The organism is Variovorax sp. W2I14 (assembly GCF_050435205.1).
Taxonomy (GTDB): Bacteria; Pseudomonadota; Gammaproteobacteria; order Burkholderiales; family Burkholderiaceae_C; genus Variovorax; species Variovorax paradoxus_C.
In genome coordinates, this window is sequence record NZ_JBNDJX010000001.1 from 3,407,454 (window position 1) to 3,434,318 (window position 26,865).

Annotated in this window: 24 protein-coding genes; 16 read left to right on the plus strand and 8 right to left on the minus strand. The window is 67.0% G+C overall.

What is annotated here, in order from left to right; all coding sequences use genetic code 11:
• Positions 1-13: 13 nt before the first annotated feature.
• Positions 14-928: a LysR family transcriptional regulator gene (locus QF040_RS16015; RefSeq protein WP_429611875.1), complete on the minus strand. Its 915-nt coding sequence runs from the start codon at positions 926-928 to the stop codon at positions 14-16.
• Positions 929-1,048: 120 nt separating this feature from the next.
• Here QF040_RS16015 and QF040_RS16020 point away from each other — a divergent pair, with 120 nt between their 5' ends.
• The 8 genes from QF040_RS16020 (at position 1,049) to QF040_RS16055 (ending at position 10,333) form a co-directional block, all read left to right on the plus strand.
• A complete protein-coding gene (locus QF040_RS16020; RefSeq protein ID WP_429611876.1) occupies positions 1,049-2,245 on the plus strand; it encodes a PQQ-dependent sugar dehydrogenase in 1,197 nt (398 codons plus the stop codon).
• Positions 2,242-2,892 (plus strand): c-type cytochrome, encoded by a 651-nt coding sequence (locus QF040_RS16025; protein ID WP_429611878.1) that lies wholly within the window; start codon positions 2,242-2,244, stop codon positions 2,890-2,892. The genes QF040_RS16020 and QF040_RS16025 overlap by 4 nt, the downstream gene beginning before the upstream one ends.
• A gap of 104 nt (positions 2,893-2,996) precedes the next feature.
• Complete coding sequence (locus QF040_RS16030) at positions 2,997-5,156, plus strand: thiamine pyrophosphate-dependent enzyme (RefSeq protein WP_429611879.1); 2,160 nt, start codon at positions 2,997-2,999, stop codon at positions 5,154-5,156.
• A gap of 17 nt (positions 5,157-5,173) precedes the next feature.
• Positions 5,174-6,790, plus strand: a complete 1,617-nt coding sequence (locus QF040_RS16035; protein WP_429611880.1) for an indolepyruvate oxidoreductase subunit beta family protein — start codon at positions 5,174-5,176, stop codon at positions 6,788-6,790.
• 236 nt (positions 6,791-7,026) lie between these two features.
• Positions 7,027-8,088 (plus strand): TRAP transporter substrate-binding protein, encoded by a 1,062-nt coding sequence (locus QF040_RS16040; protein ID WP_429611881.1) that lies wholly within the window; start codon positions 7,027-7,029, stop codon positions 8,086-8,088.
• Between the two features lie 3 nt (positions 8,089-8,091).
• Positions 8,092-8,616, plus strand: coding sequence for a TRAP transporter small permease (locus QF040_RS16045; protein ID WP_429611883.1), 525 nt, complete (start codon positions 8,092-8,094; stop codon positions 8,614-8,616).
• Complete coding sequence (locus QF040_RS16050; protein WP_429611884.1) at positions 8,613-9,914, plus strand: TRAP transporter large permease; 1,302 nt, start codon at positions 8,613-8,615, stop codon at positions 9,912-9,914. The genes QF040_RS16045 and QF040_RS16050 overlap by 4 nt, the downstream gene beginning before the upstream one ends.
• Complete coding sequence (locus tag QF040_RS16055) at positions 9,914-10,333, plus strand: acyl-CoA thioesterase (protein ID WP_429611886.1); 420 nt, start codon at positions 9,914-9,916, stop codon at positions 10,331-10,333. Before QF040_RS16050 ends, QF040_RS16055 begins: the two co-directional genes overlap by 1 nt.
• 4 nt (positions 10,334-10,337) lie before the next feature.
• On the opposite strand, the gene QF040_RS16060 is transcribed toward QF040_RS16055, so the two are convergent.
• Positions 10,338-10,808, minus strand: coding sequence for a low molecular weight protein-tyrosine-phosphatase (locus tag QF040_RS16060; RefSeq protein ID WP_429611888.1), 471 nt, complete (start codon positions 10,806-10,808; stop codon positions 10,338-10,340).
• Between the two features lie 394 nt (positions 10,809-11,202).
• Between QF040_RS16060 and QF040_RS16065 the strand changes: the two genes are divergently transcribed.
• The 3 genes from QF040_RS16065 (at position 11,203) to QF040_RS16075 (ending at position 15,418) form a co-directional block, all read left to right on the plus strand.
• Positions 11,203-11,412: a hypothetical protein gene (locus tag QF040_RS16065; RefSeq protein ID WP_429611890.1), complete on the plus strand. Its 210-nt coding sequence runs from the start codon at positions 11,203-11,205 to the stop codon at positions 11,410-11,412.
• 190 nt (positions 11,413-11,602) lie between these two features.
• Positions 11,603-14,368 carry a magnesium-translocating P-type ATPase gene (mgtA, locus tag QF040_RS16070; RefSeq protein WP_429611892.1) on the plus strand — a complete coding sequence of 922 codons (2,766 nt, stop codon included), beginning with the start codon at positions 11,603-11,605 and terminating at the stop codon, positions 14,366-14,368.
• A 333-nt stretch (positions 14,369-14,701) separates the two neighbouring features.
• Entirely contained in the window at positions 14,702-15,418 is a 717-nt protein-coding gene (locus QF040_RS16075; RefSeq protein WP_307598122.1) for an MgtC/SapB family protein, read from the plus strand.
• Here the strand turns inward: QF040_RS16075 and QF040_RS16080 are convergent, their stop codons facing one another.
• The 4 genes from QF040_RS16080 to xdhC form a co-directional block, all read right to left on the minus strand.
• On the minus strand, positions 15,419-16,861 hold the full coding sequence (locus tag QF040_RS16080) for an NAD-dependent succinate-semialdehyde dehydrogenase (protein WP_429611893.1): 1,443 nt from the start codon (positions 16,859-16,861) through the stop codon (positions 15,419-15,421).
• Positions 16,862-17,031: 170 nt separating this feature from the next.
• On the minus strand, positions 17,032-18,372 hold the full coding sequence (locus QF040_RS16085; RefSeq protein ID WP_429611894.1) for a glycerate kinase type-2 family protein: 1,341 nt from the start codon (positions 18,370-18,372) through the stop codon (positions 17,032-17,034).
• A gap of 78 nt (positions 18,373-18,450) precedes the next feature.
• On the minus strand, positions 18,451-19,656 hold the full coding sequence (locus tag QF040_RS16090) for a urate hydroxylase PuuD (RefSeq protein ID WP_307503187.1): 1,206 nt from the start codon (positions 19,654-19,656) through the stop codon (positions 18,451-18,453).
• Positions 19,657-19,947: 291 nt separating this feature from the next.
• Positions 19,948-20,754 carry a xanthine dehydrogenase accessory protein XdhC gene (xdhC, locus tag QF040_RS16095; RefSeq protein WP_429611895.1) on the minus strand — a complete coding sequence of 269 codons (807 nt, stop codon included), beginning with the start codon at positions 20,752-20,754 and terminating at the stop codon, positions 19,948-19,950.
• Between the two features lie 53 nt (positions 20,755-20,807).
• Between xdhC and QF040_RS16100 the strand changes: the two genes are divergently transcribed.
• On the plus strand, positions 20,808-21,305 hold the full coding sequence (locus QF040_RS16100) for a hypothetical protein (protein ID WP_429611896.1): 498 nt from the start codon (positions 20,808-20,810) through the stop codon (positions 21,303-21,305).
• A 2-nt stretch (positions 21,306-21,307) separates the two neighbouring features.
• Here the strand turns inward: QF040_RS16100 and uraH are convergent, their stop codons facing one another.
• A complete protein-coding gene (uraH, locus tag QF040_RS16105) occupies positions 21,308-21,658 on the minus strand; it encodes a hydroxyisourate hydrolase (protein ID WP_307503182.1) in 351 nt (116 codons plus the stop codon).
• Positions 21,659-21,763: 105 nt separating this feature from the next.
• On the opposite strand from uraH, the gene QF040_RS16110 reads away from it, so the two are divergent.
• From QF040_RS16110 to QF040_RS16125, 4 genes are read left to right on the plus strand one after another with little or no spacing between them, the layout of a single operon-like run.
• Positions 21,764-22,438, plus strand: coding sequence for a GntR family transcriptional regulator (locus QF040_RS16110; RefSeq protein ID WP_429611897.1), 675 nt, complete (start codon positions 21,764-21,766; stop codon positions 22,436-22,438).
• Positions 22,439-22,453: 15 nt separating this feature from the next.
• Positions 22,454-23,431, plus strand: coding sequence for an allantoinase PuuE (puuE, locus tag QF040_RS16115; RefSeq protein WP_429611898.1), 978 nt, complete (start codon positions 22,454-22,456; stop codon positions 23,429-23,431).
• A gap of 2 nt (positions 23,432-23,433) precedes the next feature.
• Positions 23,434-25,212, plus strand: a complete 1,779-nt coding sequence (uraD, locus tag QF040_RS16120; protein WP_429611899.1) for a 2-oxo-4-hydroxy-4-carboxy-5-ureidoimidazoline decarboxylase — start codon at positions 23,434-23,436, stop codon at positions 25,210-25,212.
• Positions 25,213-25,229: 17 nt separating this feature from the next.
• Entirely contained in the window at positions 25,230-26,456 is a 1,227-nt protein-coding gene (locus tag QF040_RS16125; protein WP_429611900.1) for a M20 family metallopeptidase, read from the plus strand.
• 18 nt (positions 26,457-26,474) lie between these two features.
• On the opposite strand, the gene QF040_RS16130 is transcribed toward QF040_RS16125, so the two are convergent.
• Positions 26,475-26,819: a DUF1090 domain-containing protein gene (locus tag QF040_RS16130; RefSeq protein WP_429611901.1), complete on the minus strand. Its 345-nt coding sequence runs from the start codon at positions 26,817-26,819 to the stop codon at positions 26,475-26,477.
• Between the last annotated feature and the right edge of the window lie 46 nt (positions 26,820-26,865).

The window sequence follows — 26,865 nt, forward strand, 5'->3', positions numbered from 1 at the left end:
ACGCGCCGTCGCCTCAGGCGCGCTCGGAGAACAGCGCCGTGATCACCTGCCGCAACCAGCGATTGGCCGGGTCGCCCTCGAAGCGTTTGCTCCAGTGCAGCGACACGCTGAAGTCGCGCAATGGAAACGGCGGCTCGACGATCGCGTAGCCGCCCTCTTCCGCGAAACCGCGCGCGATGTTGCGCGGCATCACCACCGCGAGATCGGTGGCACGCACGATCGCCGGCAGCACCATGAAGTGCTCGGTCGTGAGGCGGAGGCGGTCTTCGAGGTTCAGCAGCTGCAGGATGCGCAGCGTGTCGGCGTGCGTGCGCACGGCCACGTAGTCGAGCTCCTGCAGCGCCTCGAGCAGCGCCTGCCCCTTGCGCCGGCGCTTCACGAACGGATGGCCCTTGCGCAGCAGCACGATGTAGCGGTCTTTCAGCAGATGCGTGCGCTGCGTGTCGCGCACGTTCGACAGGAAACCGAAGGCGAAATCGATGCGGCCGCTGTCGAGCGCGGGCGCGACATCCGCCGGCAGCAGCGGCAGGGTCTCCAGCCGCACGCCGGGTGCCAGCTCGCCCACCCGCGCCATCAGCGCGGGCAGGAAGCGCCCTTCGCCGATGTCGCTCATGTGAATACGAAAGCTCTTGCGCGAGACCTGCGGCTCGAAGCGATCGGGCTCGTGCAGCGCCGCCTCGATCGTGCTGAGCGCCGCCTGCACCGCGACCGCGAGCCGGTCGGCGCGCGGTGTCGGCGCCACGCCGCCAGGGGTGCGCGTGAAGAGCGCGTCTTTCAGCAACAACCGCAGCCGCCCCAAACCGTGACTTGCCGCAGGCTGCGTGAGGCCCAGCGACTCCGCCGCGCGGCTCACGCTGCGCTCGCGATAGACCGCATCGAACAAGCGCAGCAGGTTGAGGTCGACCGAGTCGATATGCATGCCATTCATATTGCTTAGCTTGATTATTTTATTGAGCACGGACCCCATGGCACGCACACTGGTGAGCGGTTTTCAGTCGGCCCCAAAGCCGAATCGATCGAACACCCCACGACAAGAAGGAGACACGACATGGCCCTACGCCGTTCGCACGCGGTCCTCGCCGCCCTGCTCTTCACAGCCACCGCCGCATGGGCCCAACAGCCCCCGGCCGAGGAACCGGGGTGGGCCAAGGGCCGACCCAAGAACGAGGCCGCCACGCGTCTCGCACCCGTGCCTTCCTTCCCGATTCCCACCGCACCCGACCAACTGCCCACCGCCAAGTTCAAGCTTCCGCCGGGCTTCAAGGTGGAGACCTGGGCCTCCGGCGTGCTCGATGCGCGCGAGCTGCGCCAGGGCGCCAAGGGCACGGTCTTCGTGAGCACGCTCTTCGTGGGCAACAAGGTCTACGCCATTGCCGAAAAGGGCGACCGCAAGGCCAAGACCATCATCGACAAGACCGAGTTCGCCACCGGCATCGAGTTCTACAAGGGCGCGCTCTTCCTGGCCACGCACAAGCAGATCGTGCGTTACGACGGCATCGAGGACAAGCTGGACAACCCCGGTACGCCGGTGGTGCTCAACGACAAGCTGCCCGGCGGCCAGGACCACAGCTGGCGGTACCTGCGCATGCACAAGGACAAGCTCTACTACGCGGTCGGCGCGCCCTGCAACCTCTGCGAGCCCGACGACGCGCATGCGCGCATCTTCCGCATGAACCCCGACGGCAGCGGCATCGAGACGGTGGCGCGCGGCGTGCGCAACACGGTGGGCTTCGACTTCGATCCGAAGACCGGCAACCTCTGGTTCACCGACAACGGCCGCGACTGGCTCAGCGAAGACCTGCCGAACGACGAGCTCAACGTGGTGACCAAGCCCGACCAGCACTTCGGCTATCCGTACTGCCACCAGGGCAACATCCTCGATTCGGAGTTCGGCTGGGGCAAGCGCTGCGACGACTACCAGAAGCCCGCGGCCCTGCTCGGCGCGCATGCCGCGGCGCTGGGCCTCACGTTCTACAACGGCAAGAGCTTCCCGGCCAAGTACCGCGGCGCGATGTTCATCGCGCGCCACGGCCCGTGGAACCGCACCACGAAGTACGCCGACATCGCAGTCGCGTGGCCCGACGGCAAGGGCGGCGCGAAGGTCGAGCCCTTCATGACGGGCTTCGTCGAGAACAACACCTACCTCGGCCGGCCGGTGGACTTCCTCGTGCTGAAAGATGGCTCGATGCTGGTGAGCGACGACCACGCCGGTGCGATCTATCGCATCAGCTACGGCGGCAGATGACGAGAGCCGGCGTCATTGCGAAAGCGCTAGCGACGGGCTTCATGGCGGTGGCGCTGTCGTCGGCGGTTGCGCAGGGCACGAAGCCGGCTGCGTCAGCGCAGCCTAGCTATGCGCAGCGCTACGCATCGCTGTGCGCCTCGTGCCACGGCGCGAACGGCCGCAGCGACATGGCCGGAACGCCGGTGCTTGCGGGCCAGCATTCGTTCTATGCGATCACGCAGCTCTTTCTCTTTAGAGAAGGCCGGCGCGACAACCCTGTGATGACGGCTGTGGCCAAGACCATGACCGACGCCGACCTGCGCGGCTTCTCGGACTACATCGCCACGCTGCCCGCGGTGCCCGCACCGCCGGCCGCCGCGCCGCCCGATGTCGCACGCATGACGCGCGGCCAAGCCTTGGCGCAAGAGCATCGCTGCGTGATCTGCCACGGCGCCGACCTGAGCGGTGGCCAGCAGGTGCCGCGCATCGGCCAGCAGCATGAGGACTACCTGCAGCTCACGCTGCACGGCTTTCGCACGGGCAAGCGCCCGGGCTACACGCAGGCCATGGGCGAGGCGGTGAGCCGCGTCGCGCCGGAGGACCTGGACACGCTCGCCTACTACGTCGCGCGCTTTCCCGGCGCACCCGCGAAGCCTCCACCGAAGTAACACCGCCGTACGACATCTGCGAGTGCGCCATGCGGACGCAGCGCACCGCGCACCCGAAATTCCCCCCAACCACCCATCAACCCCCCCTATCGGAGCCGAATCTCTTGGAAGTCTCATTCAGCAAGGAAGTGGAAATGCTGCGTCTGGGCGCCGGCGACACCTTCCACGGCGAGGGCATCCTCGCCATCACCAAGGGCCTCCTGCAGTCGGGCGTGGCCTACGTGGGCGGCTACCAGGGCGCGCCCGTGTCGCACCTGCTCGACGTGATGGTCCAGGGCAAGGCCTACATGGATGAACTCGGCGTACATGTCGAGGCGTGCTCGAACGAAGCCTCGGCCGCGGCGATGCTCGGCGCCTCCATCCACTACCCGCTGCGCGGCGCGGTCACCTGGAAATCCATCGTCGGCACCAACGTGGCGGCCGATGCGCTGTCGAATCTTTCCTCACCGGGCGTGACCGGCGGCGTGCTGGTCGTGGTGGGCGAGGACTACGGCGAAGGCGCGAGCGTGATCCAGGAACGCACCCATGCCTACGCGCTCAAGTCGAGCATGTGCCTGCTCGATCCGCGGCCCGACCTCGGCGTGATGGTGCGCATGGTCGAAGAAGGCTTTCGCCTTTCGGAAACCTCGAACATGCCCTGCCTCATGGAGCTGCGCATCCGCACCTGCCATGTGCGCGGCAGCTTCGAGTGCAAGGACAACATCGCGCCCGCCGTCTCCACGCGCGCACTGATGACCGAGCCCGCGGGCTTCGACTACATGCGCCTCGCGCACCCGCCCGTCACCTTCCGCCACGAGAAGCTCAAGGGCGACGCGCGCATTCCGGCGGCGCGGCGCTATATCGTCGAACACGGGCTCAACGAGCTGATGCCGGGCCATCGCCATACGGACCTGGGCATCGTGGTGCAGGGCGGGCTCTACAACGCGCTGATCCGCAGCCTGCAGCAGCAAGGCCTGGCCGATGCGTTCGGCGAGACCGACATCCCGATCCTCGTGCTCAACGTGACCTACCCGCTGGTGCCGGAGCAAGTGGCCGACTTCTGCATCGGCAAGCGCGCGGTGCTGGTGGTGGAAGAAGGCCAGCCCGAGTACATCGAGCAGGACATCGCGACCTTGCTGCGCCGACGCGACATCCAGACGCCGCTGCACGGCAAGGACATGCTGCCCGCGGCCGGCGAGTACGGCGTCGAAGTGCTGTCGGGCGGCATCGGCGCCTTCGCCGCGAAATACATCGAGGCCGGCGAGGCGTTGTCGTCCGCACAGGTCTGGCTCGCGGGCAACCGCGAGCGCCGCGAGGCCGTCGCGCGCCAGCTCACCGCGCCGCTGCCCAACCGCCCGCCGAGCTTCTGCATCGGCTGCCCCGAGCGCCCCGTGTTTTCCGCGCTCAAGCTCGCGCAGCAGGAGACGGGGCCGGTGCACATCGCGGCGGACATCGGCTGCCACGCCTTCGGCACCTTCGAGCCGTTCTCTATGGGCCACTCGATCCTCGGCTATGGCATGAGCCTCGCGAGCCGCGCGGGCGTGGCGCCGATGATGAACCGCCGCACGCTCTCGATCATGGGCGACGGCGGTTTCTGGCACAACGGTCTGCTCACCGGCGTGCAGAGCGCGCTCTTCAACGACGACGACGCGGTGCTGCTGATCTTCAAGAACGGCTACACCTCGGCCACCGGCACGCAGGACATCATCTCCACGCCCGACGATGAGATGAAGGAGCGCGCTGTCGACAAGCAGCAGAGCCTGGTCGACAAGAACCAGACCATCGAGGCCACGCTCACCGGCCTGGGCGTGAAGTGGATGCGCACCGTGACCACCTACGACGTGGAGCGCATGCGCAAGACGCTGACCGAGGCGCTCACCAGCGACTTCAACGGCCTCAAGGTGGTGATCGCCGAGGGCGAGTGCCAGCTCGAGCGGCAGCGGCGCATCAAGCCGTGGATCGCCAGCCTGCTCAAGAAGGGCGAGCGCGTGGTGCGCGTGAAGTACGGCGTCGATGAAGACGTGTGCAACGGCGACCACGCCTGCATCCGCCTCTCGGGCTGCCCCACGCTCACGCTCAAGGACAACCCCGATCCGCTGAAGGTCGACCCGGTCGCGACCGTGATCGACGGCTGCGTGGGCTGCGGCCTGTGCGGCGAGAACGCGCACGCGGCCACGCTGTGCCCGAGCTTCTATCGCGCCGAGGTGGTGCAGAACCCGAAGTGGCACGAACGCCTCGTGCACTCGCTGCGCGGCGCGGTCGTTCGCGCACTGCAACCCGCATGAGCCACATGAGCCGCGCCATGGAAACGAATCGTCCCCTCACCCTCCTCGTCTGCGCCCTCGGTGGCGAAGGCGGCGGCGTGCTCACCGAATGGCTGGTGGACATCGCCCGCCATGCGGGCTACGCCGCGCAAAGCACCTCCATCCCCGGCGTCGCGCAGCGCACCGGCGCCACCACTTATTACATCGAGGTGTTCCCCGTGCCGCTCGCGCAACTGGGCGGCAGGCGCCCGGTGTTCAGCCTGAGCCCGGTGCCCGGCGCGCTCGATGCGATCGTTTCGTCGGAACTGCTGGAGACCGCGCGGCAGATCGGCAATGGCATGAGCGCGCCGCTGCGCACGCTGGTCATCAGCTCGTCGGCGCGCATCTTCACCACCGCTGAGCGCATGGAGCCCGGCGACGGGCGCGCCGATGCGCAACGGCTGGTCGATGTGGTGAAAGCCTTCAGCCGCGAGCACCATGTGTTCGACATGAACGCCATCGCGCGCGACACCGGCACGGTGGTCAGCGCCGTGATGCTCGGCGCCATCGCGGGCAGCGGCCTCTTCCCGTTTCCGCGCGAAGCCTATGAGCACGTGGTGCGCGGCGGTGACACGAGCGCGCCCGAGAAGCTCAACAAGATGGCCGCCGCCAGCCTCCGCGGCTTCGCGGCCGCCTTCGATGCGGTGAGCGCACCGCGCACGCAGGCCGCCTTCGTGAACAGCGTGATGGCCGGCGACACCGCCGATGCGCCGCCACCCGCGCGCGCCCTGCCCGACGAACTGGCGCGCCGCTTTCCCCCGGCCGTGCACGACCTGCTCGCGCTCGGCCACGCGCGTGTGCTCGATTACCAGGACGCCGCCTACGCGGCGCTGTACGCCGATCGATTGGGCAAGGTGCTCGATGCCGAGCGCGCCGCCGATCCGGCCGGCGCGCACGGCTTTGCCCTCACCCGCGAGGCCGCGCGCTGGCTCGCGCTGTGGATGGCCTTCGACGACATCGTGCGCGTGGCCGCGCTCAAGGGGCGCGCGAGCCGCGCCCAGCGCGTGCGGCAGGAAGTGCGCGCGGGCGACGAGGACATCGTGAAGCTCTACGACCACTTCAAACCCGGCGCCGCCGAGTTCGCCGCGCTGCTGCCGCCCGCGCTGTCGCGCCGCGTGACCGCGTGGGACCGCGGCCGGCAGGCGCGCGGCCGCGAGCCTTGGGCGCTGCCGCTCAAGGTGGGCAGCCACTCGGTCTTGGGCATGGCGTCGCTGCGGCTCCTGTCGTCGCTGAAGTGGCTGCGCCGCCGAGGCAGCCGCTTCGCCGAAGAGCAGGCGCTGATCGAACGCTGGCTCGCGGCCGTGGAAGCCGGCACGCGCGAGGCCTGGGCACTGGGCCACGAGCTTGCGCTGTGCGGCAGGCTCATCAAGGGCTACGGCAGCACCAACGAACGCGGCAAGGAGAACCTGCTGCACGTGACCGACCATCTCGCGGCACAGCCCGGCGTGGCGCCGTCCGTGCGCGCGCAATCCGTGGCGGCGGCGCGCAACGCCGCCCTGACCGACGACGCCGGCCGCGCACTCGATGCCGCGCTGGTCGCGCACGGTGCGCCCGCGCGCGCGGTCAGGGCCCAGCCCATCCGCTGGATGAAGCGCAAGCCGAACGGCGGCGCCTGAGGCGGGAGGCGACACGATGGCATCGATCAACGTCGAAGACCACCGCCGCCGCGCGCACGATGACGCTCGTCGGCGCATCGCGGGGGGGGCGAACTCGCCGGCGCCACGTCGGCCTGCCCGCGCCACCGCACCCCCCAAGGAAATCCCGCGCGGGAAAGCCTCCATTTACCCGGTCCACGCCACTGCCTAGGCTGACCGGTCTCGACGATTTCAAACAGACCATAAAGAAGGAGACCATGAAAACCACCGACCGCCACTCCCATCGCCGCAGCGTGCGCCCCTCGCCCGCCGCCCTGCTCGCAGCCTGCGCGGCGCTCGTGCTCGGCACGCCCGCCGTGCACGCGCAGGACAAGCCCGTGCAGCTCAAGCTCTCGAGCTGGGTGCCCGCGCAACACCCGCTCAACCCGGCCCTGCAGGCCTGGGCCGACGACATCAAGAAGGCATCGAACGGCACCCTCACCGCGATCCTGTTTCCGTCGGAGCAGCTCGGCAAGGCCTTCGATCACTACGACATGGCGCGCGACGGCATCGCCGACTTCTCGTACGTGAACCCGGGCTACCAGCCGGGCCGTTTCCCGGTGATGGCCGGCGCATCGTTGCCTTTCCTCTTCGCCAATGGCAAGGAAGGCTCGGCCGCCATCGACGATTGGTATCGCAACTACGCGGCCAAGGAAATGAAGGACGTGAAGTACTGCTTCGCGTTCGTGCACGACCCCGGCACCTTCCACTCGCGCAAGAAGATCACGCTGCCCACCGACATCAAGGGCATGAAGGTGCGCCCGGCCACCAGCACCGTGGGCCAGCTCATCACTTCGCTGGGCGGAACCAACGTGCAGGCCTCGGCGCCCGAGTCGCGCGACATGCTGGAGCGCGGCGTGGCCGATGCCATCACCTTCCCGTGGGGATCGATCGGCCTCTTCGGCATCGACAAGGTGGTGAAGTACCACATGGATGCGCCGCTCTACGTCACGCCCTTCGTCTGGGTGATGAACAAGGGCAAGTACGACGCGATGTCCGCCGGGCAGAAGAAGGTGATCGACGACCACTGCACCAGCGAATGGGCGCAGAAGGTGGCGGGGCCCTGGGCCGACTTCGAATTCGGCGGGCGCGCGAAGATCGCGGCGCAATCGGGGCACGAGGTCTACAAGCTCACGCCGGAACAGCTCGACGCATGGCGCAAGGCGGCCGCGCCTTCGGAGGCGCAATGGGCCGAGAGCGTGAAGAAGGTGGGCGAAGACCCGAAGGCGGTGATGGATGCCTTGAAGGGCAGCCTCACGAAATACAAGTCGGCGCTCTGAGCGATGGCTGCCCGGTCCGCCAGCTATATGGACCGCGCGATCAACACCATTGAATGGCTCGCCGCCATCTTCGTGGGGATCGTTGCGCTCAACATCTTCGTGGCCGTGGTGCTGCGCAAGTTCTTCGACACCTCGATCCCCGACGCCTACGACTTCGGCCGCATGCTGCTGGGCATCCTGATCTTCTGGGGCATAGCGGCCACCAGCTACCGCGGCGGCCACATCACGGTCGACCTGGTGTGGACGGCGGCGGGCCCGCGCATGAAGCGGGTGATCGACGTGTTCGCCACGCTCGTTCTTTTGTTCGTGGTGGCGGTGCAGACCGCGATGCTGTTCGACAAGGTGCGCAGCACCTACGTCGACAACGTGCTGACCTACGACATGAACATCCCGACCTGGCCGTTCTATGAGGTGGCTTGGTTCGGCGACGTGTGTGCGGTGCTGCTGATCGCCATTCGCACCTACCGTTTGATCTTTCATCCCGAGCAGCTAGAAGAAGTTCACGCTGAACAGAAGGCCGACGAATGAGCCCCGACGCAGTTGCCATCCTGGGCTTCGTCGCCCTCTTCGTATTGATGCTGTTGCGCGTGCCGGTGGGCATGGCGATGGGCCTCGTGGGCGTTGTCGGCTACAGCTACCTCGTGGGCCCCGGGCCCGCGCTGAAGCTGGTGGGCCAGACCTCCATGCGCACCGTGACCGACTACACCTTCGGCGTGATCCCGATGTTCATGCTGATGGGCGCGCTGGTGTCGGTGTCGGGTGTGAGCCGCGAACTTTTCAAGGCCGCCAACTCGATGATCGGCCACCTGCGCGGCGGCCTCGGCGTCGCGACCGTTGTAGCTTGCGGCGGGTTCGCCGCGATCTGCGGTTCGTCGGTGGCCACGGCGGCCACGTTCTCGGCGGTGGCGTATCCGGAGATGCGGCGCTTCAACTACCCGCAGTCGTTCTCTACCGGCGTGATCGCCGCGGGCGGCACGCTGGGCGCGATATTGCCGCCGTCCACCGTGCTCGCGGTCTACGCGATCCTTACGCAGCAGGACATCGGCAAGCTCTTCATGGCGGGCATCGTGCCGGGCATTTTGGCGATGGCGATGTACGTGCTGACGATCGCGATCATCGTGAAGCTGCGGCCCGACTGGCTGCCCGGCGGCGAGGTGAAGCCGTGGTCGGAACGCTTCAAGGACCTGAAGAACGTGTGGGCGCCGCTGGTGCTGTTCGTGTTCGTGATCGGCGGGCTCTACGGCGGCTTCTTCACGCCGACCGAAGCCGGCGGCGTGGGCGCGAGCGGCGCGTTCATCCTCGGGCTCGTGCGGCGCAAGCTCGACGGCCCGAAGATCCGCGAGGCGCTGCTCTCTGCCACGCGCACGGCGGCGGCGGTGTTCACGGTGCTGATCGGCGCACTGCTGTTCGGCTACTTCCTCACCATCACGCAAAGCCCGCAGAAGCTCACCGAGTTCCTCACCGGCCTGGGCATCGGCCGCTACGGCGTGCTCGCGCTCATCATGGTGATGTACCTGGTGCTCGGCTGCCTGATGGACGCGATGGCGATGATCATCCTCACGGTGCCCATCATCTTTCCGGTGATCGTGCACCTGGGCTTCGACCCGATCTGGTTCGGCGTGATCATCGTGATGACGGTGGAGCTGGGCCTCATCCATCCACCGGTGGGGATGAACGTCTTCGTCATCAAGAGCGTGGTGAAGGACGTGAGCTTCACCACCATCTTCAAGGGCGTGCTCCCGTTCATCGTGACGGACATCGTGCGCCTGGTGATCCTGATCGCGTTCCCGGTCATCGCGCTGTGGCTGCCGACGAGAATGGGCTGATGAGCACACACAAGGAAATCGTCTACACCGCACGCGTCGAGTTCGGCGATTGCGATCCGGCCGGCATCGTCTGGTTTCCCAACTTCTTTCGCTGGATCGATGCGGCCTCGCGGCATTTCTTCGCCGGCTGCGGCGTGCCGCGCTGGGAAGAAACCACGAAGACGCTCGGCGTGATCGGCACGCCGCTGGTCGACACTCACACGCGCTTCGTGAAAGCCGCGAGCTACGGCGACACGTTGGAAATTGCGGTGCGCATCACCGAGTGGCGGGACAAGAGCTTTGTGCAGACCTACCGCGTAACGCGCGGCGAAGAGCTGATCCTCGAATGCGAGGAGGTACGGATCTTCGCGGCGAAGCGCGAAGGCGGAGGCATCCGTGCGGTGCCGATTCCGCCGAGCATTCGCGCGCTGTGCGAATAGCCGCTCAGCAGGTCTTGGCCTGGAGCTTCGCGAGCAGACCGTCGACGCCGCGATCGATCAGGTCGAAGGCTTCGACGAAGGCCTGCCGGCCGCCGTACCAGGGGTCGGGCACATCGCCTTCGTCGTCCTCGGAGAAGTCCGTGAGCAGGTGCACCTTGTGAGCGGTGCCCGCAGGTGCGAGGCGTCGCAGCGCGGCGCAATGCTGCGCCGTCATGCCGACGATCCAGTCGAAGTGCTCGAAGTCGCTGCTACGAACCTGACGCGCGCAATGCGCGTGCATCTCGATGCCGCGCCGGCGCGCCTCGGCAACCGAGCGCGGATCGGGCGGGTTGCCGCGCTCCTCGTCGGAGATGGCCGCGCTGTCGACATCGACAGAGATACCTGCAAGGCGGGCCTTGTGCAGCAGGAGCGAATGGGCAGTGGGAGACCGGCAGATATTGCCGGTGCAAATGAACAAGACGCAGGGTTGAGTCATCGAATTGAAAGCCTGTTGAAAGGTTGAAACGCAGGCCGAGGCGAAATCGCAACAACGAGGCGATAACGACCCTGCTGGCATTGCAGGACAAGCCCAAAAAGGTTGACGCTCATTGTGACGCGGTGCAACAATCCTGCATCTTTACTTCGGAGCCCCGTGCGTGGACAGTGCCAGTTGGATCAGTGACAAGAAGACGCGTGCCTCGGCAGGCGTGACACATCCGGCCCTCTAGCGCAGGCTCTCTCGCGCTGTGGCCGCCGTGCACGCAGCGTGACCCGTTCGCCAATCAGGCCAGCGGTTCTCCCCTCCCGAAATCCGTCGTTCTCCGTCACTGACTTGTTCAGTCAGCTTGCGTGTTCGTGCGCGAGGCCCTTCCACACGAAGGAGCCTTGTCATGCGTCAATTTCAAACTCGTCAGCAGCAGCAGCATCAGCAGCCGGTGCAGGAACCCGTTCGCCCGTCGGCGCACGAGCCTGCGCGCGCGGTGACGGCGCAGGACGTCGAGAACGAAACGCTGGACCGGGCCGCCGCGCTCTGGACCACGCGGCGCATCCGCAGCTTCTTCCTGCTGCTCGATCAGCCACTGCGCGCAGCACAGCGCTGAAACCCGGCCGCACGCCACGAAGGAGGCCTTCCATGGACCCAGCCCCTCATCGGCGCCCCTGCGCGCCCCACCGGTTCCTGTCGATTGCAACAACAGCGCAGCGCGCCGTGCTGCGGAGAGACTCGCACGTCTGATTGATTGACGCGTGGGCGTTCTTCTCCTGCCCGGCCTGCGCCGCGAGGAGAAAAAAATGAAGAACGTCCTGAAGTCCTTTTTCGAGAGCTTCCTGCGCAGCCGCCACATGCTGCATCACTTCGAGCGCTGGCAGACGCTGCTGGGCTCCAAGCCGGTCGGCGTGAGCTCGGTTGCGATGCCGCCCGACATCGCGAAGGCGCTGGCCACGGCATCGCGCACCGATGCCGGCGAGATGCTCGTGAAGCTCGACAGCTCGCCGCGCGGCCTGAGCGAAGGCCACGCGCAGGTGCTGCGCAAGCGCCTGGGCAGCAACGAGGTGCGCCACGAGCAGCCGCTGCCGTGGTGGACGCACCTGTGGCAGTGCTACCGCAACCCCTTCAACCTGCTGCTCACGGTACTGGCGCTGATCTCGTACGTGACCGAGGACATGAAGGCCGCGTTGGTCATCAGCAGCATGGTGGTGCTCTCGACGGTGCTGCGCTTTCTGCAGGAGTCGCGCTCCAACAAGGCGGCCGACCGGCTCAAGGCCATGGTGAGCAACACGGCCACGGTGCTGCGGCCCGCGCCGGGTCGCAAGGCCGGCGCCGCGGGCGACGAGGGCTTCGATGCCACGCACGCGGGCACGGTGCGCGTCGAGGTGCCGATGCGCGACCTCGTGCCGGGCGACGTGATCGCGCTCTCGGCCGGCGACATGATTCCGGCGGACTGCCGGCTGCTCACGGCCAAGGACCTCTTCATCAGCCAATCGGCGCTGACGGGCGAAGCGATGCCGGTCGAGAAGTTCTCCATCGACCGCGGCGACCACGAGGCCGGCGTGCTGGAGCGCGAGAACCTGCTCTTCATGGGCACCAACGTGATCAGCGGCACCGCCACTGCACTCATCGTTCACACCGGCGACCGCACCTTCTTCGGCGCCCTTGCGCAGCGCGTGACGGCCACCGACCGCGGCACCAGCGCCTTCCAGGCCGGCATCAACCGCGTGAGCTGGGTGCTGATCCGCTTCATGCTGGTGATGGCGCCGCTGGTGCTGGTGATCAACGGCGTGGCCAAGGGCGACTGGTGGGAAGCGGCGCTGTTCGCGCTGTCGATCGCAGTCGGCCTCACGCCCGAGATGCTGCCGATGATCGTGACCGCCACGCTCGCCAAGGGCGCGGTCGTGATGTCGCGCCAGAAGGTGATCGTCAAGCGCCTCGAAGCGATTCACAACTTCGGCGCGATGGACGTGCTGTGCACCGACAAGACCGGCACGCTGACGCAGGACCGCATCGTGCTGGAGCGCCACACCAACGCATGGGGCGAGGGCTCCAACCATGTGCTGCAACTCGCCTACCTGAACAGCTTTCACCAGACGGGCCTGAAGAACCTGCTCGACAAGGCGGTGCTGAACCACGCCGAGATGCAGCCCGAGACCCGGCTGCAGACGGCCTACCGCAAGATCGACGAAGTGCCCTTCGACTTCTCGCGCCGCCGCATGTCGGTGGTGGTGGAGAACGGCGGCAGCGAGCACCTGCTGATCTGCAAGGGTGCGCTGGAAGAGATCCTGTCGGTGTGCACCTCGGTCGAGCGCGGCGCCGAGGTGCTGGCGCTCGATGCCGAGCTGCTCGCGCGCATCCACAGCGTCGCTTCGGAGCTGAACAAGCAGGGCCTGCGCGTGGTGGCGGTGGCCAGTCGCACGATGGCTGCCGATGCACGCAAGCCCGCGTACAGCGTGGCCGATGAATCGGGCCTTACGCTGCTGGGCTACGTGGCCTTTCTCGATCCGCCGAAGGAATCGACCGCGCCCGCACTGCGCGCGCTGGCCGAGCACGGCGTGGCGGTGAAGGTGCTGACGGGCGACAACGAACTGGTCACGCGCAAGGTCTGCGGCGACGTGGGCATCGAGGCCGGCCACATCGTGCTCGGCCGCGAAATCGAGAACCTGCGCGACGACGAACTGCGGGTGCTGGTCGAAAAGCACCAGGTGTTCGCCAAGCTCACGCCCGCGCACAAGGAGCGCATCGTGCACGCGCTGCATGCCAACGGGCACGTGGTGGGCTTCATGGGCGACGGCATCAACGACGCACCGGCATTGCGTGCAGCGGACATCGGCATCTCGGTGGACGGCGCGGTGGACGTGGCCAAGGAGTCGGCCGACATCATCCTGCTGGAGAAGAGCCTGATGGTGCTGGAGCAAGGCGTGGTCGAGGGTCGCCGCACGTTCGCCAACATGCTCAAGTACATCAAGCTCACCGCGAGCTCGAACTTCGGCAATGTGTTCTCGGTGCTGGTGGCGAGCGCATTCCTGCCTTTCCTGCCGATGCTGCCGCTCCATTTGCTGGTGCAGAACCTGCTGTACGACGTGTCGCAGATCGCGATTCCGTTCGACAACGTGGACGAGGAATTCCTCAAGTCGCCGCAGCAATGGAACCCGGCCGACCTCGGGCGCTTCATGGTGTTCTTCGGGCCGCTGAGCTCGGTGTTCGACATCCTGACCTACACGGTGATGTGGTACGTGTTCTCGGCCAACACGGTGGAGCACCAGACGCTGTTCCAGTCGGGCTGGTTCATCGAGGGGCTGCTGTCGCAGACGCTCATCGTCCACCTGATCCGCACCCGCAAGATCCCGTTCCTGCAAAGCCGCGCGGCCTGGCCGCTGCTGGCGATGGGTGCGGCGATCGCGGCTGTCGGCATCTGGCTGCCGATGGGGCCGCTCGCGCACTACTTCAAGCTACAGGCGCTGCCGCTGGCTTACTTCCCGTGGCTGGTGGCGATGCTGGTGGGGTATGCGGTGCTGACGCAGACGGTCAAAGGTTGGTATGCGCGGCGGTATGGGTGGCAGTGAGCATCAAGCGCCTTTGTTCAGGGCGCGTGCACAGGCCGCCGGGTACTCCCCTCCGCGAATGTCCCCCGCTTCGCTCCTCCTTTATTTCGCTGCGGGGAGCACCCGACGCCCTGCGCACTTGGGCACGCTGCTGGTGTATCGCTGATCAACAACGGCTCTGAAGACGAGCACGCCGATGGGGTGCCTTGCGCAGCGAAATCAAGGAGGAGGCGAAGCCGGGGGACATTCGCTTCGCCGTGTACCCCGTCGGCGTGATCGACGCCCTGAACAAAGCTACACGCAGATGACACCCAAGCCCCGCACACTGGCGCAAAACATCGAAAGACATATCGGATGCAAGCCATTCAAAACTTCAACCTGCCCTCGCTGCTCGACACCTTCGTCAGCGTGGCGGTCGCCTTCACGCTCGGCTCGCTGATCGGCCTGGAGCGCCAGATACGGCAGCGCGCCGCGGGCCTGCGCACCAACACGCTCGTGGCGGTGGGTGCTGCTGTGTTCGTGGACATGGCGAACCGGCTGCATGGCCACGATGGGGCCGTGCATGTGGCGGCCTACGTGGTCTCCGGAATCGGCTTTCTGGGCGCGGGCGCGATCATGAAAGAAGGCACCAACATCACGGGCCTGAACACGGCGGCCACGCTGTGGGGGTCGGCGGCCGTGGGGGCCTGCGCGGGCGCTGATCTGATCGGCGAAGCGATGATCGCCGCGATGTTCGTGCTGGCCAGCAACACGCTGCTGCTGCCGGTGGTGAACCGCATCAACCGCCGGCCGATCAATGAAGAATCGAGCGAGGCGACCTACACGGTGCGGGTGATCTGCTCGCGCGCAGCACGGCCCGATGTGATGGACCAGCTGCTGCTTTTGCTCGAAGCCGCGAACTACCCGGTGCGTGATGTCGACCAGCACGCCTTCGGGCCGGCCGACACGGAGATCGAAGCGACGCTGTATGCGACCGCGGTCGAGCCTTTGGAGCTCGACCAGGTGATCACGGAACTCGAAGCGCTGAATGGCGTCCAGCAGGCCTTCTGGAACGCCAGCGCCGAGGACTGATTAAACGCCGAGGATCGAGACAGCCTTGGTGTTCAGGTAAGCCTCGAGCGCCTCGGGGCCGCCTTCCGAACCGTAGCCCGAATCCTTCACGCCGCCGAACGGCATTTCCGGCGACGGGGTGGCAGGCTGGTTGATCCACAGCATGCCGAGTTCGAGCTTCTGGCTCAGCAGGTGCGCGCTCTTGATCGACTTGGTGAAGGCGTAGCCGGCCAGACCGAATGGCAGGCGGTTGGCTTCGGCAATCGCTTCTTCGAGCGTGTCGAAGCCACGGATCGCGGCGATGGGGCCGAAGGGTTCGTTGTTGAACACGTCAGCGTCCAGCGGCACGTCGGTCAGCACGGTGGGCGCGAAGAAGTTGCCCGAGTCACCGACGCGTTCGCCGCCGGCCGCCACGGTGGCGCCCTTCTTGCGCGCGTCTTCGAGAACGTAGGCCATCGCGGTGAGGCGACGCGCATTGGCCAGGGGGCCGATGGTCGTGCCTTCGGCAAGGCCGTCGCCGAGCTTCAGACCTTCGGTGTACTTGACCAGCGTGCGGGCGAACTCTTCGCGCAGGCTGTTGTGCACCAGGAAGCGGGTCGGCGAAATGCAGACCTGGCCCGCGTTGCGGAACTTGGCGGCACCGGCGGCCTTGACGGCCAGGGCAACGTCGGCGTCTTCGGCCACGATCACCGGGGCGTGGCCGCCCAGTTCCATCGTGACGCGCTTCATGTGCGAGCCGGCCAGCGCGGCCAGTTGCTTGCCGACCGGCGTCGAGCCGGTGAAGGTGACCTTGCGGATGATCGGGTGGGCGATGAGGTAGTTCGAGATTTCAGCGGGATTGCCGAACACGAGGCCGACGGTGCCGGGGGGAATGCCGGCGTCGACGAAAGCCTGCAGCAGCGCGGCGGGGGACGCCGGGGTTTCCTCGGGCGCCTTCACCAGGAACGAGCAGCCGGTGGCCAGCGCTGCGCCGAGCTTGCGCACGATCTGGTTGATCGGGAAGTTCCACGGCGTGAACGCTGCGACGGGGCCGAGCGGCTCCTTGAGCACGAGCTGCTGCGCGGCCAGGTTCCGCGAGGGAACGACGCGGCCGTAGACGCGGCGGCCTTCGTCGGCGAACCATTCGATGATGTCGGCGGCAGCCAGGGTCTCGCCCTTGGCTTCGGCGAGCGGCTTGCCCTGCTCTTGCGTCAGCAGCTTGGCGATGTCGCCGGCGCGTTCGCGGATGAGGCCGGCGGCGCGGCGCATGACGGCGGCGCGCTCGTTGGCGGGGGTGTTGCGCCATTTGTCGAAGCCGCGCTGGGCGGCGGCCAGGGCGCGGTCCAGGTCGGCAATGCTGGCATGCGCCACCTTGCCGATGACTTTGCCGGTGGCGGGGTTCACGACGTCCAGCGTCTTGCCGCCGGTGGCGTCGACCCATTCGTTGTCGATCAGCAGGCGGGTGTCGGTGTAGGTGGCGGTCATGACGAGCTTTTCCTTCGAGGACTGGATGATGAAAAGGGGAAATCTGGGTGCGCGGCGCGGCACCTTTTGGGAGGTGCGCATGCGACAGCGGCGGCAAATTGCCGCCGGGTGCGTAGATTAACCCGAGTTAACAGTCTTCGCCGGGGCTCACAAATCGCCCTTTTGCCCCTTTACAGGATCAAAAGCGCGCGGAAATCGTTGACGTTGGTGTTCGTCGGCCCCGTCACGAACAGGTCGCCGATGGCGTCGAAATAGCCGTAGGCGTCGTTGCGGTCGAGGTGGTCCGACAGCTTTTTCCCCGCAGCGGTGGCGCGCGCCAGGGTGTCGGGCGTGACGAAGGCGCCGGCGTTGTCTTCCACGCCGTCGATGCCGTCGGTGTCGGCGGCCAGCGCCCACACGTTCGGCACGCCCATGAGCGCACCGGCCAGGCCCATGCAGAACTCGCCGGCCCGGCCGCCGCGTCCCTTGGCCTGGCCCGGCTGGCGGGGACGGATCGTGACCGTGGTCTCGCCGCCCGAAAGAATGACGCAGGGCCGAGCGAACGGCTGACCGCGTTGGGCCGCGGCGCGCGCCAGGGCCGCATGCACCTTGCCGACTTCGCGCGATTCGCCTTCGATCTCGTCGCTGAGGATGTGCGCCTCGATGCCGGCCTCGCGCGCCGCCTGGGCCGCCGCTTCGAGCGACTGCTGGGGCGTGGCGATCATGTGGGTCTCGTGGCCGGCGAAGGCCTTGTCGTTCGGCTTGGGCGTTTCGAGTTCGCCGCTTTGCAGTTGCGCCCGCACGGGTGCGGGCACTTCGATGCCGTAGCGGTCGAGGATGGCGAGCGCCTCGGCGCACGTCGTCGCATCGGGCACCGTGGGGCCGCTCGCGATGACGGCCGGGTCGTCGCCCGGCACGTCGCTGATGGTGAGCGTCACGACACGCGCCGGCGCGCAGGCCGCAGCCAGCCGGCCGCCCTTGATGCGCGAGAGGTGCTTGCGCACGCAGTTCATCTCGCCGATGTGCGCGCCGCTGTCGAGCAGTTGCTTGTTGATGCGCTGCTTGTCGGCCAGCGTGAGGCCTTCGGCGGGCAGCACCAGCAGCGACGAGCCGCCGCCCGAAATCAGGCACAGCACGAGGTCGTCGGCCGTGAGCCCCTGCGTGAGTGCGAGGATGCGCTCGGCCGCTTGCTGCCCGGCCGCGTCGGGCACGGGGTGTGCGGCCTCGACGAGTTCGATGCGCTGCGGCACGCCTTCGGGGCGCGGCGGAATGTGGTCGTAGCGCGTGACGACGAGGCCCGAGAGGGGCGCATCCGCCGGCCACAGGGCTTCGAGCGCCTGCACCATCGAGCCGCCTGCCTTGCCGGCGCCCAGCACCACGGTGCGTCCCTTGGGCGGCTTGGGCAGGTGGGCGCCCAGCGTAGACAGCGGCAGCGCGCGGTCCACCGCCACGCGGTACAGGTGTTCGAGGAAGGCGCGGGGTGCTTCGCGCGGATCGGGCGCGGGCCCGAAGGACGAGGTCGATGCGGTCATGGCTTGCTTTGTCTCCATCCGGCAATTGTGCGGGGAGCGGTGGGCCCGCTCTCTTGACCGCGGTCTATCCGATTCGTCTTAATTCGTCTTTGCGCCAGCCTGGAACCAGCGGCTGATCAATGCGCGTTCTTCATCGGTGATGCCGGTTGCGTTGTTCATCGGCATGATCTTCGTGACCACCACCTGCTGGTAGATCGCCTGCGCATGCGCCGCGACCTGGTCGGGCGAATCGACGCGCACGTTCTTCATCTGCACGGCCGCGCCGTGGCACATGAAGCAGCGTTGCTCGAGCACCTTCTGCACGTCGGCATACGCGACCGCGGGCGCCGCTGCGGCAGCCACGGGAGCGGCGGCCGGCTCGGGCTTCATCCAGACGATCGTGAGGCCCAGCACCACGATGCCGACCAGCGCATACGGCAGCGGGTTGCCCGCGTTGCCGAGCTTGAAGCGGTGCCGCACCACGAAGAACTGCCGGATGGCCGCGCCGCCGAGCATGATGAGCAGCAGAACGATCCAGTTGTACTTGTGCGTGTAGGTGAAGCTGTAGTGGTTGCTCAGCATCGCGAACAACACCGGCAGCGTGAAGTAGGTGTTGTGCACGCTGCGTTGCTTGCCGCGCTGGCCGTGCACCGGATCGACCGGCTTGCCTTCGCGCAGCGCCGCCACGTTCTTGCGCTGGCCTGGGATGATCCAGAAGAACACGTTGCCGCTCATCGTGGTGGCCATCATGGCGCCCACGAGCAGGAAGGCCGCGCGGCCCGCGAACCACTGGCAGGCCAGCCAGGTCGCGAAGACGATGAAGATCGCGATCAGCACGCCGACGATGGTGTCGCCGTTCTTGCGGCGGCCGAACACCTGGCAGATGCCGTCGTAGACCATCCAGAACACGACGAAGAAAGCCAGCGCCACGGCAATGGCGGCACCGGGCTGCCAGTCCATCTTCGACTTGTCGATGAGGTAGGTGCTGGCGTTCCACAGGTACGACATGGTGAAGAGCGTGAACCCGGTGATCCAGGTGGAGTAGCTCTCCCAGTACGACCAGTGCAGGTGGTCCGGCAGCTTCTTGGGCGCCAGCGCGTACTTCTGCATGTTGTAGAAGCCGCCGCCGTGCACGGCCCACTGCTCGCCGCCCACGCCCTTGTCGAGCGATTCGGGGTCCTGCGGCTTCTCGAGGCTGTTGTCCAGCATCACGAAGTAGAAGGAGGCGCCGATCCAGGCGATGGCGGTGATGACGTGGACCCAGCGCAGCAGCAGGTTGGCCCAGTCGAGGTAATAGCTTTCCATGTGCTCTCTCTCAACCCTCTAGACGCGTGGGGCGTCGATGAGGGGTTTCAGCCTGCTCACCACTGCGGGCGCTGTAAGCAGAGAAAGTGCCGCGAACGCAGGCTCCATGAAATGGGCCTCGCTCCGCTGCGGCTTGTTGTGGACCGAAAGTGTATACAGTTTTGGCAAAGGTCGGGGTGCTTTTTTATGCGAGACCGATGACGGCCGTTCGGGCTGAGCTTGTCGAAGCCGTGCGCGGCGCTTCGACAGGCTCAGCGTGAACGGCTCTGTCATTCCCGAACGTCCCGCACATCAGCCCAAAGATTGCAACAACTGTGCCGCCACCGCGACGGCGATCACCTCGGGCTCCTTGCCCGTGATGCCGGGCACGCCGATCGGACAGGTGATGCGTGCCAGTTCGTCGGTCGTGAAGCCGCGCGCTTCGAGCCGGTGGCTGAAGGTGGCCCACTTGGTCTTGCTGCCGATGAGGCCGATGTAGGGCAGGTCGTTGCGCGTGCGCAGGCGCTTGAGGCACGCGATGACGATGTCGAGGTCTTCGGCGTGGCTGAAGCTCATGATGAGCACGCGGCTGCCCGGGGCGAGCGCGGCCACGGCGTCCTGCACCGGCTCGGAATGCTCGGTGTCGATCTGCGCGGGGAGTTCGTCGGGGAAAACGCCGTCGCGGCTGTCGATCCAGCGCACTGAAAACGGCAGCGCGGCGAGCAGCCGTGCGAGCGCGGCGCCTACATGGCCGCCGCCGAACAGCGCGACGGGCTTGAGTTGTGCGACCAGTTCGCGCTGCAATGCGGGTGCATCGGCTGCAGTGATGCGCCGGTACGACAGGAACATCACGCCGCCGCAGCACTGCCCCAGGCTGGGGCCGAGCGGATAGCGCTGGATGCCGTCGATGGCGCGCTTGCCCGCGAGCAGTTCGCGCGCCTCCTGCGTGGCCTGGTATTCGAGCTGCCCGCCGCCGATGGTGGCCGTGAGCGCATCGGCCCACACTGCCATCCACGTGCCCGCCTCGCGCGGCGCCGAGCCCTGCGTGGACTCGACACGCACCAGCACGGCGTCTTCGGTGCGAAGACGTGCCAGCAATTGATCGACCGCACCGCTCATGCCCGATACCTTCGGTTGCCGGGCCCGCAAGGACTCACGGTATAAACCCGGCGATGAATGCCCAGCTTACGCCGCGCCGCCTTGCACTGGCGGCATCCGTTCTTTGTTCCGCACTCTGGCTCGCCGGCTGCGGCAGCCCCGGCGCGGTTCCCGGTCAGTTGAGCAGCGCCAAAGGCGGCGCATCCGGTGCCGTTCCTCGCGCATCGAATGCGGCCACCGCGCGCGACTATCGGCGCGATGCGGCCCGCCACGTGTACGACCTCAACCGGTCGCGCATCTACAGCGGGCAGATGCCGCCCATGCTCTACGCGGTCGGCACCTTGCAGGTGAACCTCGATACGGGCGGCAAGGTCGTCTCGATGCACTGGCTGCGCGCACCGCAGCATGCGCCCGAGGTCATCGCCGAGATCGAGCGCGCCGTGCTGCAGGCCGCGCCCTTCCCTGCCGCCACGCGGCTCGGCGCGGTGACGTGGACGGACACCTGGCTCTGGGACAAGAGCGGCCGATTCCAGCTCGACACGCTCACCGAAGGTCAGCAACAAGGCGACTGACCTCAGGAGCCGCGGTACGTGGAGTAGCTCCACGGGCTGACCAGCAGCGGCACGTGATAGTGCTGATCGGTGTGCGCCACGCCGAAATCCAGCGACACCTTGTTGAGGAAATTCGGCTCGGGCAGCTTCACGCCGCGCGCCTTGAAGTAGCCCGCCACGTCGAACACCAGCCGGTAGGTGCCGACCTTGATCGAGTGGTTGTCGTAGAGCGGCCCGTCGCTGCGGCCGTCCGAATTCAGCGTGAAGCGCTTCACCAGCGTCGCGGCATCGCCGTCGGTGGTGTACAGCGCCACGTCCATGCCGGCCGCGGGGCCGCCGTGCATCGTGTCCAGTACGTGAGTGCTCAAGCCCATGGGGCGCTCCTTCAAAGATCGAGAAAGATCGAGCGAGGGGCTCGGATCGGGGGCGGGAAATTCCGGTGGACAAAAGTGTATACAGTTACCGGCTTTGGGTCTATCATGAAAAACATGGAGTCCTCCACCACCCGTTCGATCGTCGATGCCCTTACCAAGGCCATCGTCGAGCATCGCCTGCAGCCCGGCACCAAGCTCGCCGAGCAGAAGCTGGCCGATCACTTCGGTGTCTCTCGCACGCTGGTGCGACAGGCGCTGTTCCAGCTCTCGCAGAACAAGCTGATCCGCCTCGAGCCGGCGCGCGGCGCCTTCGTGGCCGCACCGGCGGTGGACGAGGCCAAGCAGGTGTTCGCCGTGCGCCGCATGCTCGAAGCCGAGATGACACGCGAGTTCGTGCGCACCGTCACGCCGGCCAAGATCAAGGCGCTGAAGGAACACGTCGCGCTCGAGAAATCCGCCGTGTCGGGTGAAGACATCTCGGGCCGCACCGAGCTGCTCGGCGACTTCCATGTGCGCATGGCCGAGCTCATGGGCAACCAGGTGCTGGCGCAGATCCTCGGCGAGCTGATCTCGCGCTGCGCCCTCATCACGCTCATGTACCAGAGCGTGAGCGCGGCCGAGCACTCCAACGACGAGCACGCCGACATCGTGAAGGCGCTGGCCGCCCGCGACGAAGAGCGCGCCGTGCGCCTCATGACCGAACACCTGGAACACGTCGAGGCCAACCTGACCTTCGACCGCAAGGTTCCGACCAACGACATCGCTCTCGCACTGTCCTGAAAAGCCCTTGACCTCATGACCGTCTACGACACCACCCTGCCCTACCCGCGCGACCTCGTCGGCTACGGCCGCAACCCGCCGCATGCCCAATGGCCGGGCGGCGCGCGCATCGCGGTGCAGTTCGTTCTCAACTACGAAGAGGGCGGCGAAAACGCCACGCTGCACGGCGACGCGGGCTCGGAGCAGTTCCTCTCCGAGATGTTCAATCCGGCCAGCTTTCCGGACCGCCACATCAGCATGGAAGGCATCTACGAATACGGCTCGCGCGCGGGCGTCTGGCGCATCCTGCGCGAGTTCGAAAAGCGCGGCCTGCCGCTCACCGTCTTCGGCGTGGGCATGGCGCTGGAGCGCTACCCCGAGCTGACGTCAGCGTTCAAGGAACTCGGCCACGAGATCGCCTGCCACGGCTGGCGCTGGATCCACTACCAGAACCTCGACGAAGCCACCGAGCGCGAGCACATGCGCCTGGGCATGGAGGCCATCGAAAAGCTCACCGGCGAGCGCGCCCTCGGCTGGTACACCGGCCGCGACAGCCCGCGCACCCGGCGCCTCGTGGCCGACTACGGCGGCTTCGAATACGACAGCGACTACTACGGCGACGACCTCCCCTTCTGGATGAAGGTGCAGAAGACCGACGGCACGGTGGTGCCGCAGCTCATCGTGCCCTACACGCTCGACGTGAACGACATGCGCTTCGCATTGCCGCAGGGCTACTCGCACGCCGACCCGTTCTTCCAGTACATGAAGGACACCTTCGATGCGCTCTACGCAGAAGGCGACGCGAACGGCGACAACAGCCCCAAGATGATGAGCATCGGCATGCACTGCCGCCTGCTCGGGCGGCCCGGCCGCATCACCGCGCTGCAGCGCTTCCTCGACCACATCGCGCAGCACGAGCGCGTGTGGGTCTGCCGGCGCGTGGACATCGCGCGGCACTGGAAGCAGGCGCATCCCTACACATCGGACGCCGCATCGGCCGTCACAGGAAGTTGACCATGAGCCTCACCATCGCCCAACTCAACGCGGCCGTGCCCGCCGAAGCCGTCGCCCTGCTCGACGGCATCTACGAACACTCGCCCTGGATCGCGCAACGCGCGCTGCCCGCCCGCCCCTTCCGCTCGCTCGCGCACCTGAAGCACGCGCTGGTGAAAGCACTGGCCGCATCCTCGGTCGACGAACAGATCGGCCTGATCCGCGCCCACCCCGAGCTCGCGGGCAAGGCCATGGTCAGCAAGACACTCACGGCCGAATCGACCAACGAACAGAGCAAGGCCGGCCTCACCGATTGCACGCCCGAAGAGTTCGCCAAGATCCAGAAGCTCAATGCCGACTACAACGCGAAGTTCGGCTTTCCGTTCATCCTGGCGGTGCGCGGCCCGCGCGGCACCGGCCTCGCCAAGCGCGAGATCATCGACACCTTCGAGCGCCGGCTCTTCAACCACCCCGAATTCGAACTCGGCGAAGCGCTGCGCAACATCCACCGCATCGCCGAGATCCGCCTCGACGACAAGTTCGCCGCCGACGTCACGCTCGGCAACGACGTGTGGGACTGGCAGGAACAGCTCTCGGTGCACACCGACCCCGGCTATGCCGAGAAGGGCCAGCTCACCGTCACCTACCTCACCGACGCGCACCGCGCCTGCGCCGCGCAGATCAGCGCGCTGATGCGCGACGTGGGCTTCGACTCGGTGCACGTCGATGCGGTCGGCAACGTGGTGGGCCGCTACGAGGGCTCGACTCCTGATGCGAAGACCCTGCTCACCGGCTCGCACTACGACACCGTGCGCAACGGCGGCAAGTACGACGGGCGCCTCGGCATCTTCGTGCCGATCGCCTGCGTGCGCGAACTCGCACGGCAAGGCAAGCGCCTGCCCTTCGCCTTCGAAGTCGTCGGCTTCGCGGAAGAAGAAGGCCAGCGCTACAAGGCGACCTTCCTCGGCTCGGGCGCGCTCATCGGCCACTTCGACCAGCGCTGGCTCGACCAGAAGGATGCCGACGGCATCACCATGCGCGAGGCCATGCAGCACGCGGGCCTGAAGCCGGAAGACATTCCGAAGATCCAGCGCGACCCGGCACGCTACCTCGGCTTTGTCGAGGTGCACATCGAACAAGGTCCGGTGCTCACCGAGCTCGACCTGCCGCTGGGCATCGTCACCGCCATCAACGGCGGCGTGCGCTTCGTGGGCGAAGTGATCGGCACGGCCAGCCACGCCGGCACCACGCCGATGGACCGCCGCCGCGACGCCGCCGCCGCGGTCGCCGAACTCATCCTCTACACGGAGCAGCGCGCCGCGAAAGACGGCGACTCGGTCGGCACCGTCGGCATGCTCGAAGTGCCCAGCGGTTCCATCAACGTGGTGCCCGGCCGCTGCAAGTTCAGCCTGGACATGCGCGCGCCGAACAACGCGCAGCGCGACGCGCTGACCGACGACGTGCTCGCCGAGCTCAAGGCCATCTGCGCACGCCGCGGCGTGCGCTACGAGATCGAGGAAAGCATGCGCGCCTCCGCCGCGCCGAGCGCGCCCGACTGGCAGCAGCGCTGGGAGAAAGCGGTCGATGCGCTGGGCATTCCGCTCTTCCGCATGCCCAGCGGCGCCGGCCATGACGCGATGAAGCTGCACGAGGTGATGCCGCAGGCCATGCTCTTCGTGCGCGGCATCAACTCGGGCATCAGCCACAACCCGCTCGAATCGAGCACCAACGACGACATCCAGCTCGCGGTGCAGGCCTTCCAGAACCTGCTGAACGACCTCGCAGCCGAACAAGCTCATTGACTTTCAGAAGAACACCCATGACCGACTACGCCAAGCTCGACGCCTGGATCGACGCCCACTTCGACGAAGAAGTGAAGTTCCTGCAGGAACTCGTGCGCGTGCCCACCGACACGCCTCCGGGCAACAACGCGCCACACGCCGAGCGCACCGCCGAGCTGCTGAAGGACTTCGGCCTCGACGCCGAGAAGCACGCCGTGCCCGCGCAGGAGGTGAAGGACTACGGCCTCGAATCGATCACCAACCTGATCGTGCGCCGGAAGTACGGCAACGACGGCCTGACGGTCGCGCTCAATGCCCACGGCGATGTGGTGCCTCCCGGCGAAGGCTGGACGCACGACCCCTACGGTGGCGAGATCGCCGACGGCAGCCTCTACGGCCGCGCCGCCGCGGTGAGCAAGAGCGACTTCGCGAGCTTCACTTTCGCGCTGCGTGCGCTCGAAGCGGTCGCCAAGCCGAGCAAGGGCGGCGTCGAGCTGCACTTCACCTACGACGAGGAATTCGGCGGCATCCTCGGCCCGGGCTGGCTGCTCGAGAAGGGGCTGACCAAGCCCGACCTGATGATCGCGGCCGGCTTCAGCTACGAAGTCGTCACCGCGCACAACGGCTGCCTGCAGATGGAAGTGACGGTGCACGGCAAGATGGCGCACGCGGCCATTCCGACCACCGGTGTCGATGCGCTGCAAGGCGCGGTGAAGATCCTCAACGCGCTCTATGCGCAAAACACGCTCTACCAGCAGGTGACGTCGAAGGTCGAGGGCATCACGCACCCGTACCTCAACGTCGGCCGCATCGAAGGAGGCACCAACACCAACGTCGTGCCCGGCAAGGTGGTGTTCAAGCTCGACCGCCGCATGATCCCCGAGGAGAACCCGGTCGAGGTCGAAGCGACTATCCGCAAGGTGATCGCCGATGCGGCCGCCGAAAGCGCCGGCATCACGGTCGACATCAAGCGACTGCTGCTCGCCAACTCGATGAAGCCGCTCGCGGGCAACAAGCCGCTGGTCGATGCGATCCAGAAGCACGGCGGCGAGCTGTTCGGCGAGCCGGTCAAGGCGATGGGCACGCCGCTCTACACCGACGTGCGCCTCTACGGCGAAGCCGGCATTCCCGGCGTGATCTACGGCGCCGGCCCGCGCACGGTGCTCGAGTCGCACGCCAAGCGCAGCGACGAGCGCGTGGTGCTCGAAGACCTGCGCCGCGCGACCAAGGTGATTGCGCGCACGCTGAGCGACCTGCTGGCCTGAGGGCGGCCCTCGGCGGGCTCAGTGGGCGGCTTTCAGCCGCTCGAGCTCGGCCTCCTCCTCGCGCAGCTTGCCCTCGCGCTGCGCGATCTTGTCTGCGCGGCCCTTGTGCTTGGCCTCTTGCAGCTCGCGCTGTCGCTCAGCCACCTTGCGCTCCTGGGCCTTCACCCGCTTGCGGTGCTCGGCCTGCAGCCGCTCCTCGCTGCAGTTGCGCTGATTGGCGCTCAACGCCCGCTCCAGCCCACGCACCCGCTGCGCCTGACCCTTGGCCTTTGCCGCGTCGATGTCGCGCTCGATGGCTTCGCGCTTGGCGTTGCAGTTTTCGCTGGTGATCGGCTGCGCGGCCGCGCTCGCGGAGAGGAGCATCGCGAGAATGGTTGCGGCAAGAACCGATGAAAGAAGATGTCGCACG

Coding starts and splice junctions, on each gene's coding strand:
- QF040_RS16040 (WP_429611881.1), top strand. CDS start 7,027: ATGAAAACCACCGACCGCCACTCCCATCGCCGCAGCGTGCGCCCCTCG.
- QF040_RS16110 (WP_429611897.1), top strand. CDS start 21,764: ATGAAAAACATGGAGTCCTCCACCACCCGTTCGATCGTCGATGCCCTT.
- QF040_RS16045 (WP_429611883.1), top strand. CDS start 8,092: ATGGCTGCCCGGTCCGCCAGCTATATGGACCGCGCGATCAACACCATT.
- QF040_RS16055 (WP_429611886.1), top strand. CDS start 9,914: ATGAGCACACACAAGGAAATCGTCTACACCGCACGCGTCGAGTTCGGC.
- QF040_RS16125 (WP_429611900.1), top strand. CDS start 25,230: ATGACCGACTACGCCAAGCTCGACGCCTGGATCGACGCCCACTTCGAC.
- uraH (WP_307503182.1), bottom strand. CDS start 21,658: ATGGGCTTGAGCACTCACGTACTGGACACGATGCACGGCGGCCCCGCG.
- QF040_RS16015 (WP_429611875.1), bottom strand. CDS start 928: ATGAATGGCATGCATATCGACTCGGTCGACCTCAACCTGCTGCGCTTG.
- QF040_RS16065 (WP_429611890.1), top strand. CDS start 11,203: ATGCGTCAATTTCAAACTCGTCAGCAGCAGCAGCATCAGCAGCCGGTG.
- QF040_RS16025 (WP_429611878.1), top strand. CDS start 2,242: ATGACGAGAGCCGGCGTCATTGCGAAAGCGCTAGCGACGGGCTTCATG.
- QF040_RS16090 (WP_307503187.1), bottom strand. CDS start 19,656: ATGGAAAGCTATTACCTCGACTGGGCCAACCTGCTGCTGCGCTGGGTC.
- QF040_RS16080 (WP_429611893.1), bottom strand. CDS start 16,861: ATGACCGCCACCTACACCGACACCCGCCTGCTGATCGACAACGAATGG.
- mgtA (WP_429611892.1), top strand. CDS start 11,603: ATGAAGAACGTCCTGAAGTCCTTTTTCGAGAGCTTCCTGCGCAGCCGC.
- QF040_RS16020 (WP_429611876.1), top strand. CDS start 1,049: ATGGCCCTACGCCGTTCGCACGCGGTCCTCGCCGCCCTGCTCTTCACA.
- puuE (WP_429611898.1), top strand. CDS start 22,454: ATGACCGTCTACGACACCACCCTGCCCTACCCGCGCGACCTCGTCGGC.
- QF040_RS16050 (WP_429611884.1), top strand. CDS start 8,613: ATGAGCCCCGACGCAGTTGCCATCCTGGGCTTCGTCGCCCTCTTCGTA.
- uraD (WP_429611899.1), top strand. CDS start 23,434: ATGAGCCTCACCATCGCCCAACTCAACGCGGCCGTGCCCGCCGAAGCC.
- xdhC (WP_429611895.1), bottom strand. CDS start 20,754: ATGAGCGGTGCGGTCGATCAATTGCTGGCACGTCTTCGCACCGAAGAC.
- QF040_RS16035 (WP_429611880.1), top strand. CDS start 5,174: ATGGAAACGAATCGTCCCCTCACCCTCCTCGTCTGCGCCCTCGGTGGC.
- QF040_RS16075 (WP_307598122.1), top strand. CDS start 14,702: ATGCAAGCCATTCAAAACTTCAACCTGCCCTCGCTGCTCGACACCTTC.
- QF040_RS16085 (WP_429611894.1), bottom strand. CDS start 18,372: ATGACCGCATCGACCTCGTCCTTCGGGCCCGCGCCCGATCCGCGCGAA.
- QF040_RS16130 (WP_429611901.1), bottom strand. CDS start 26,819: ATGCTCCTCTCCGCGAGCGCGGCCGCGCAGCCGATCACCAGCGAAAAC.
- QF040_RS16060 (WP_429611888.1), bottom strand. CDS start 10,808: ATGACTCAACCCTGCGTCTTGTTCATTTGCACCGGCAATATCTGCCGG.
- QF040_RS16100 (WP_429611896.1), top strand. CDS start 20,808: ATGAATGCCCAGCTTACGCCGCGCCGCCTTGCACTGGCGGCATCCGTT.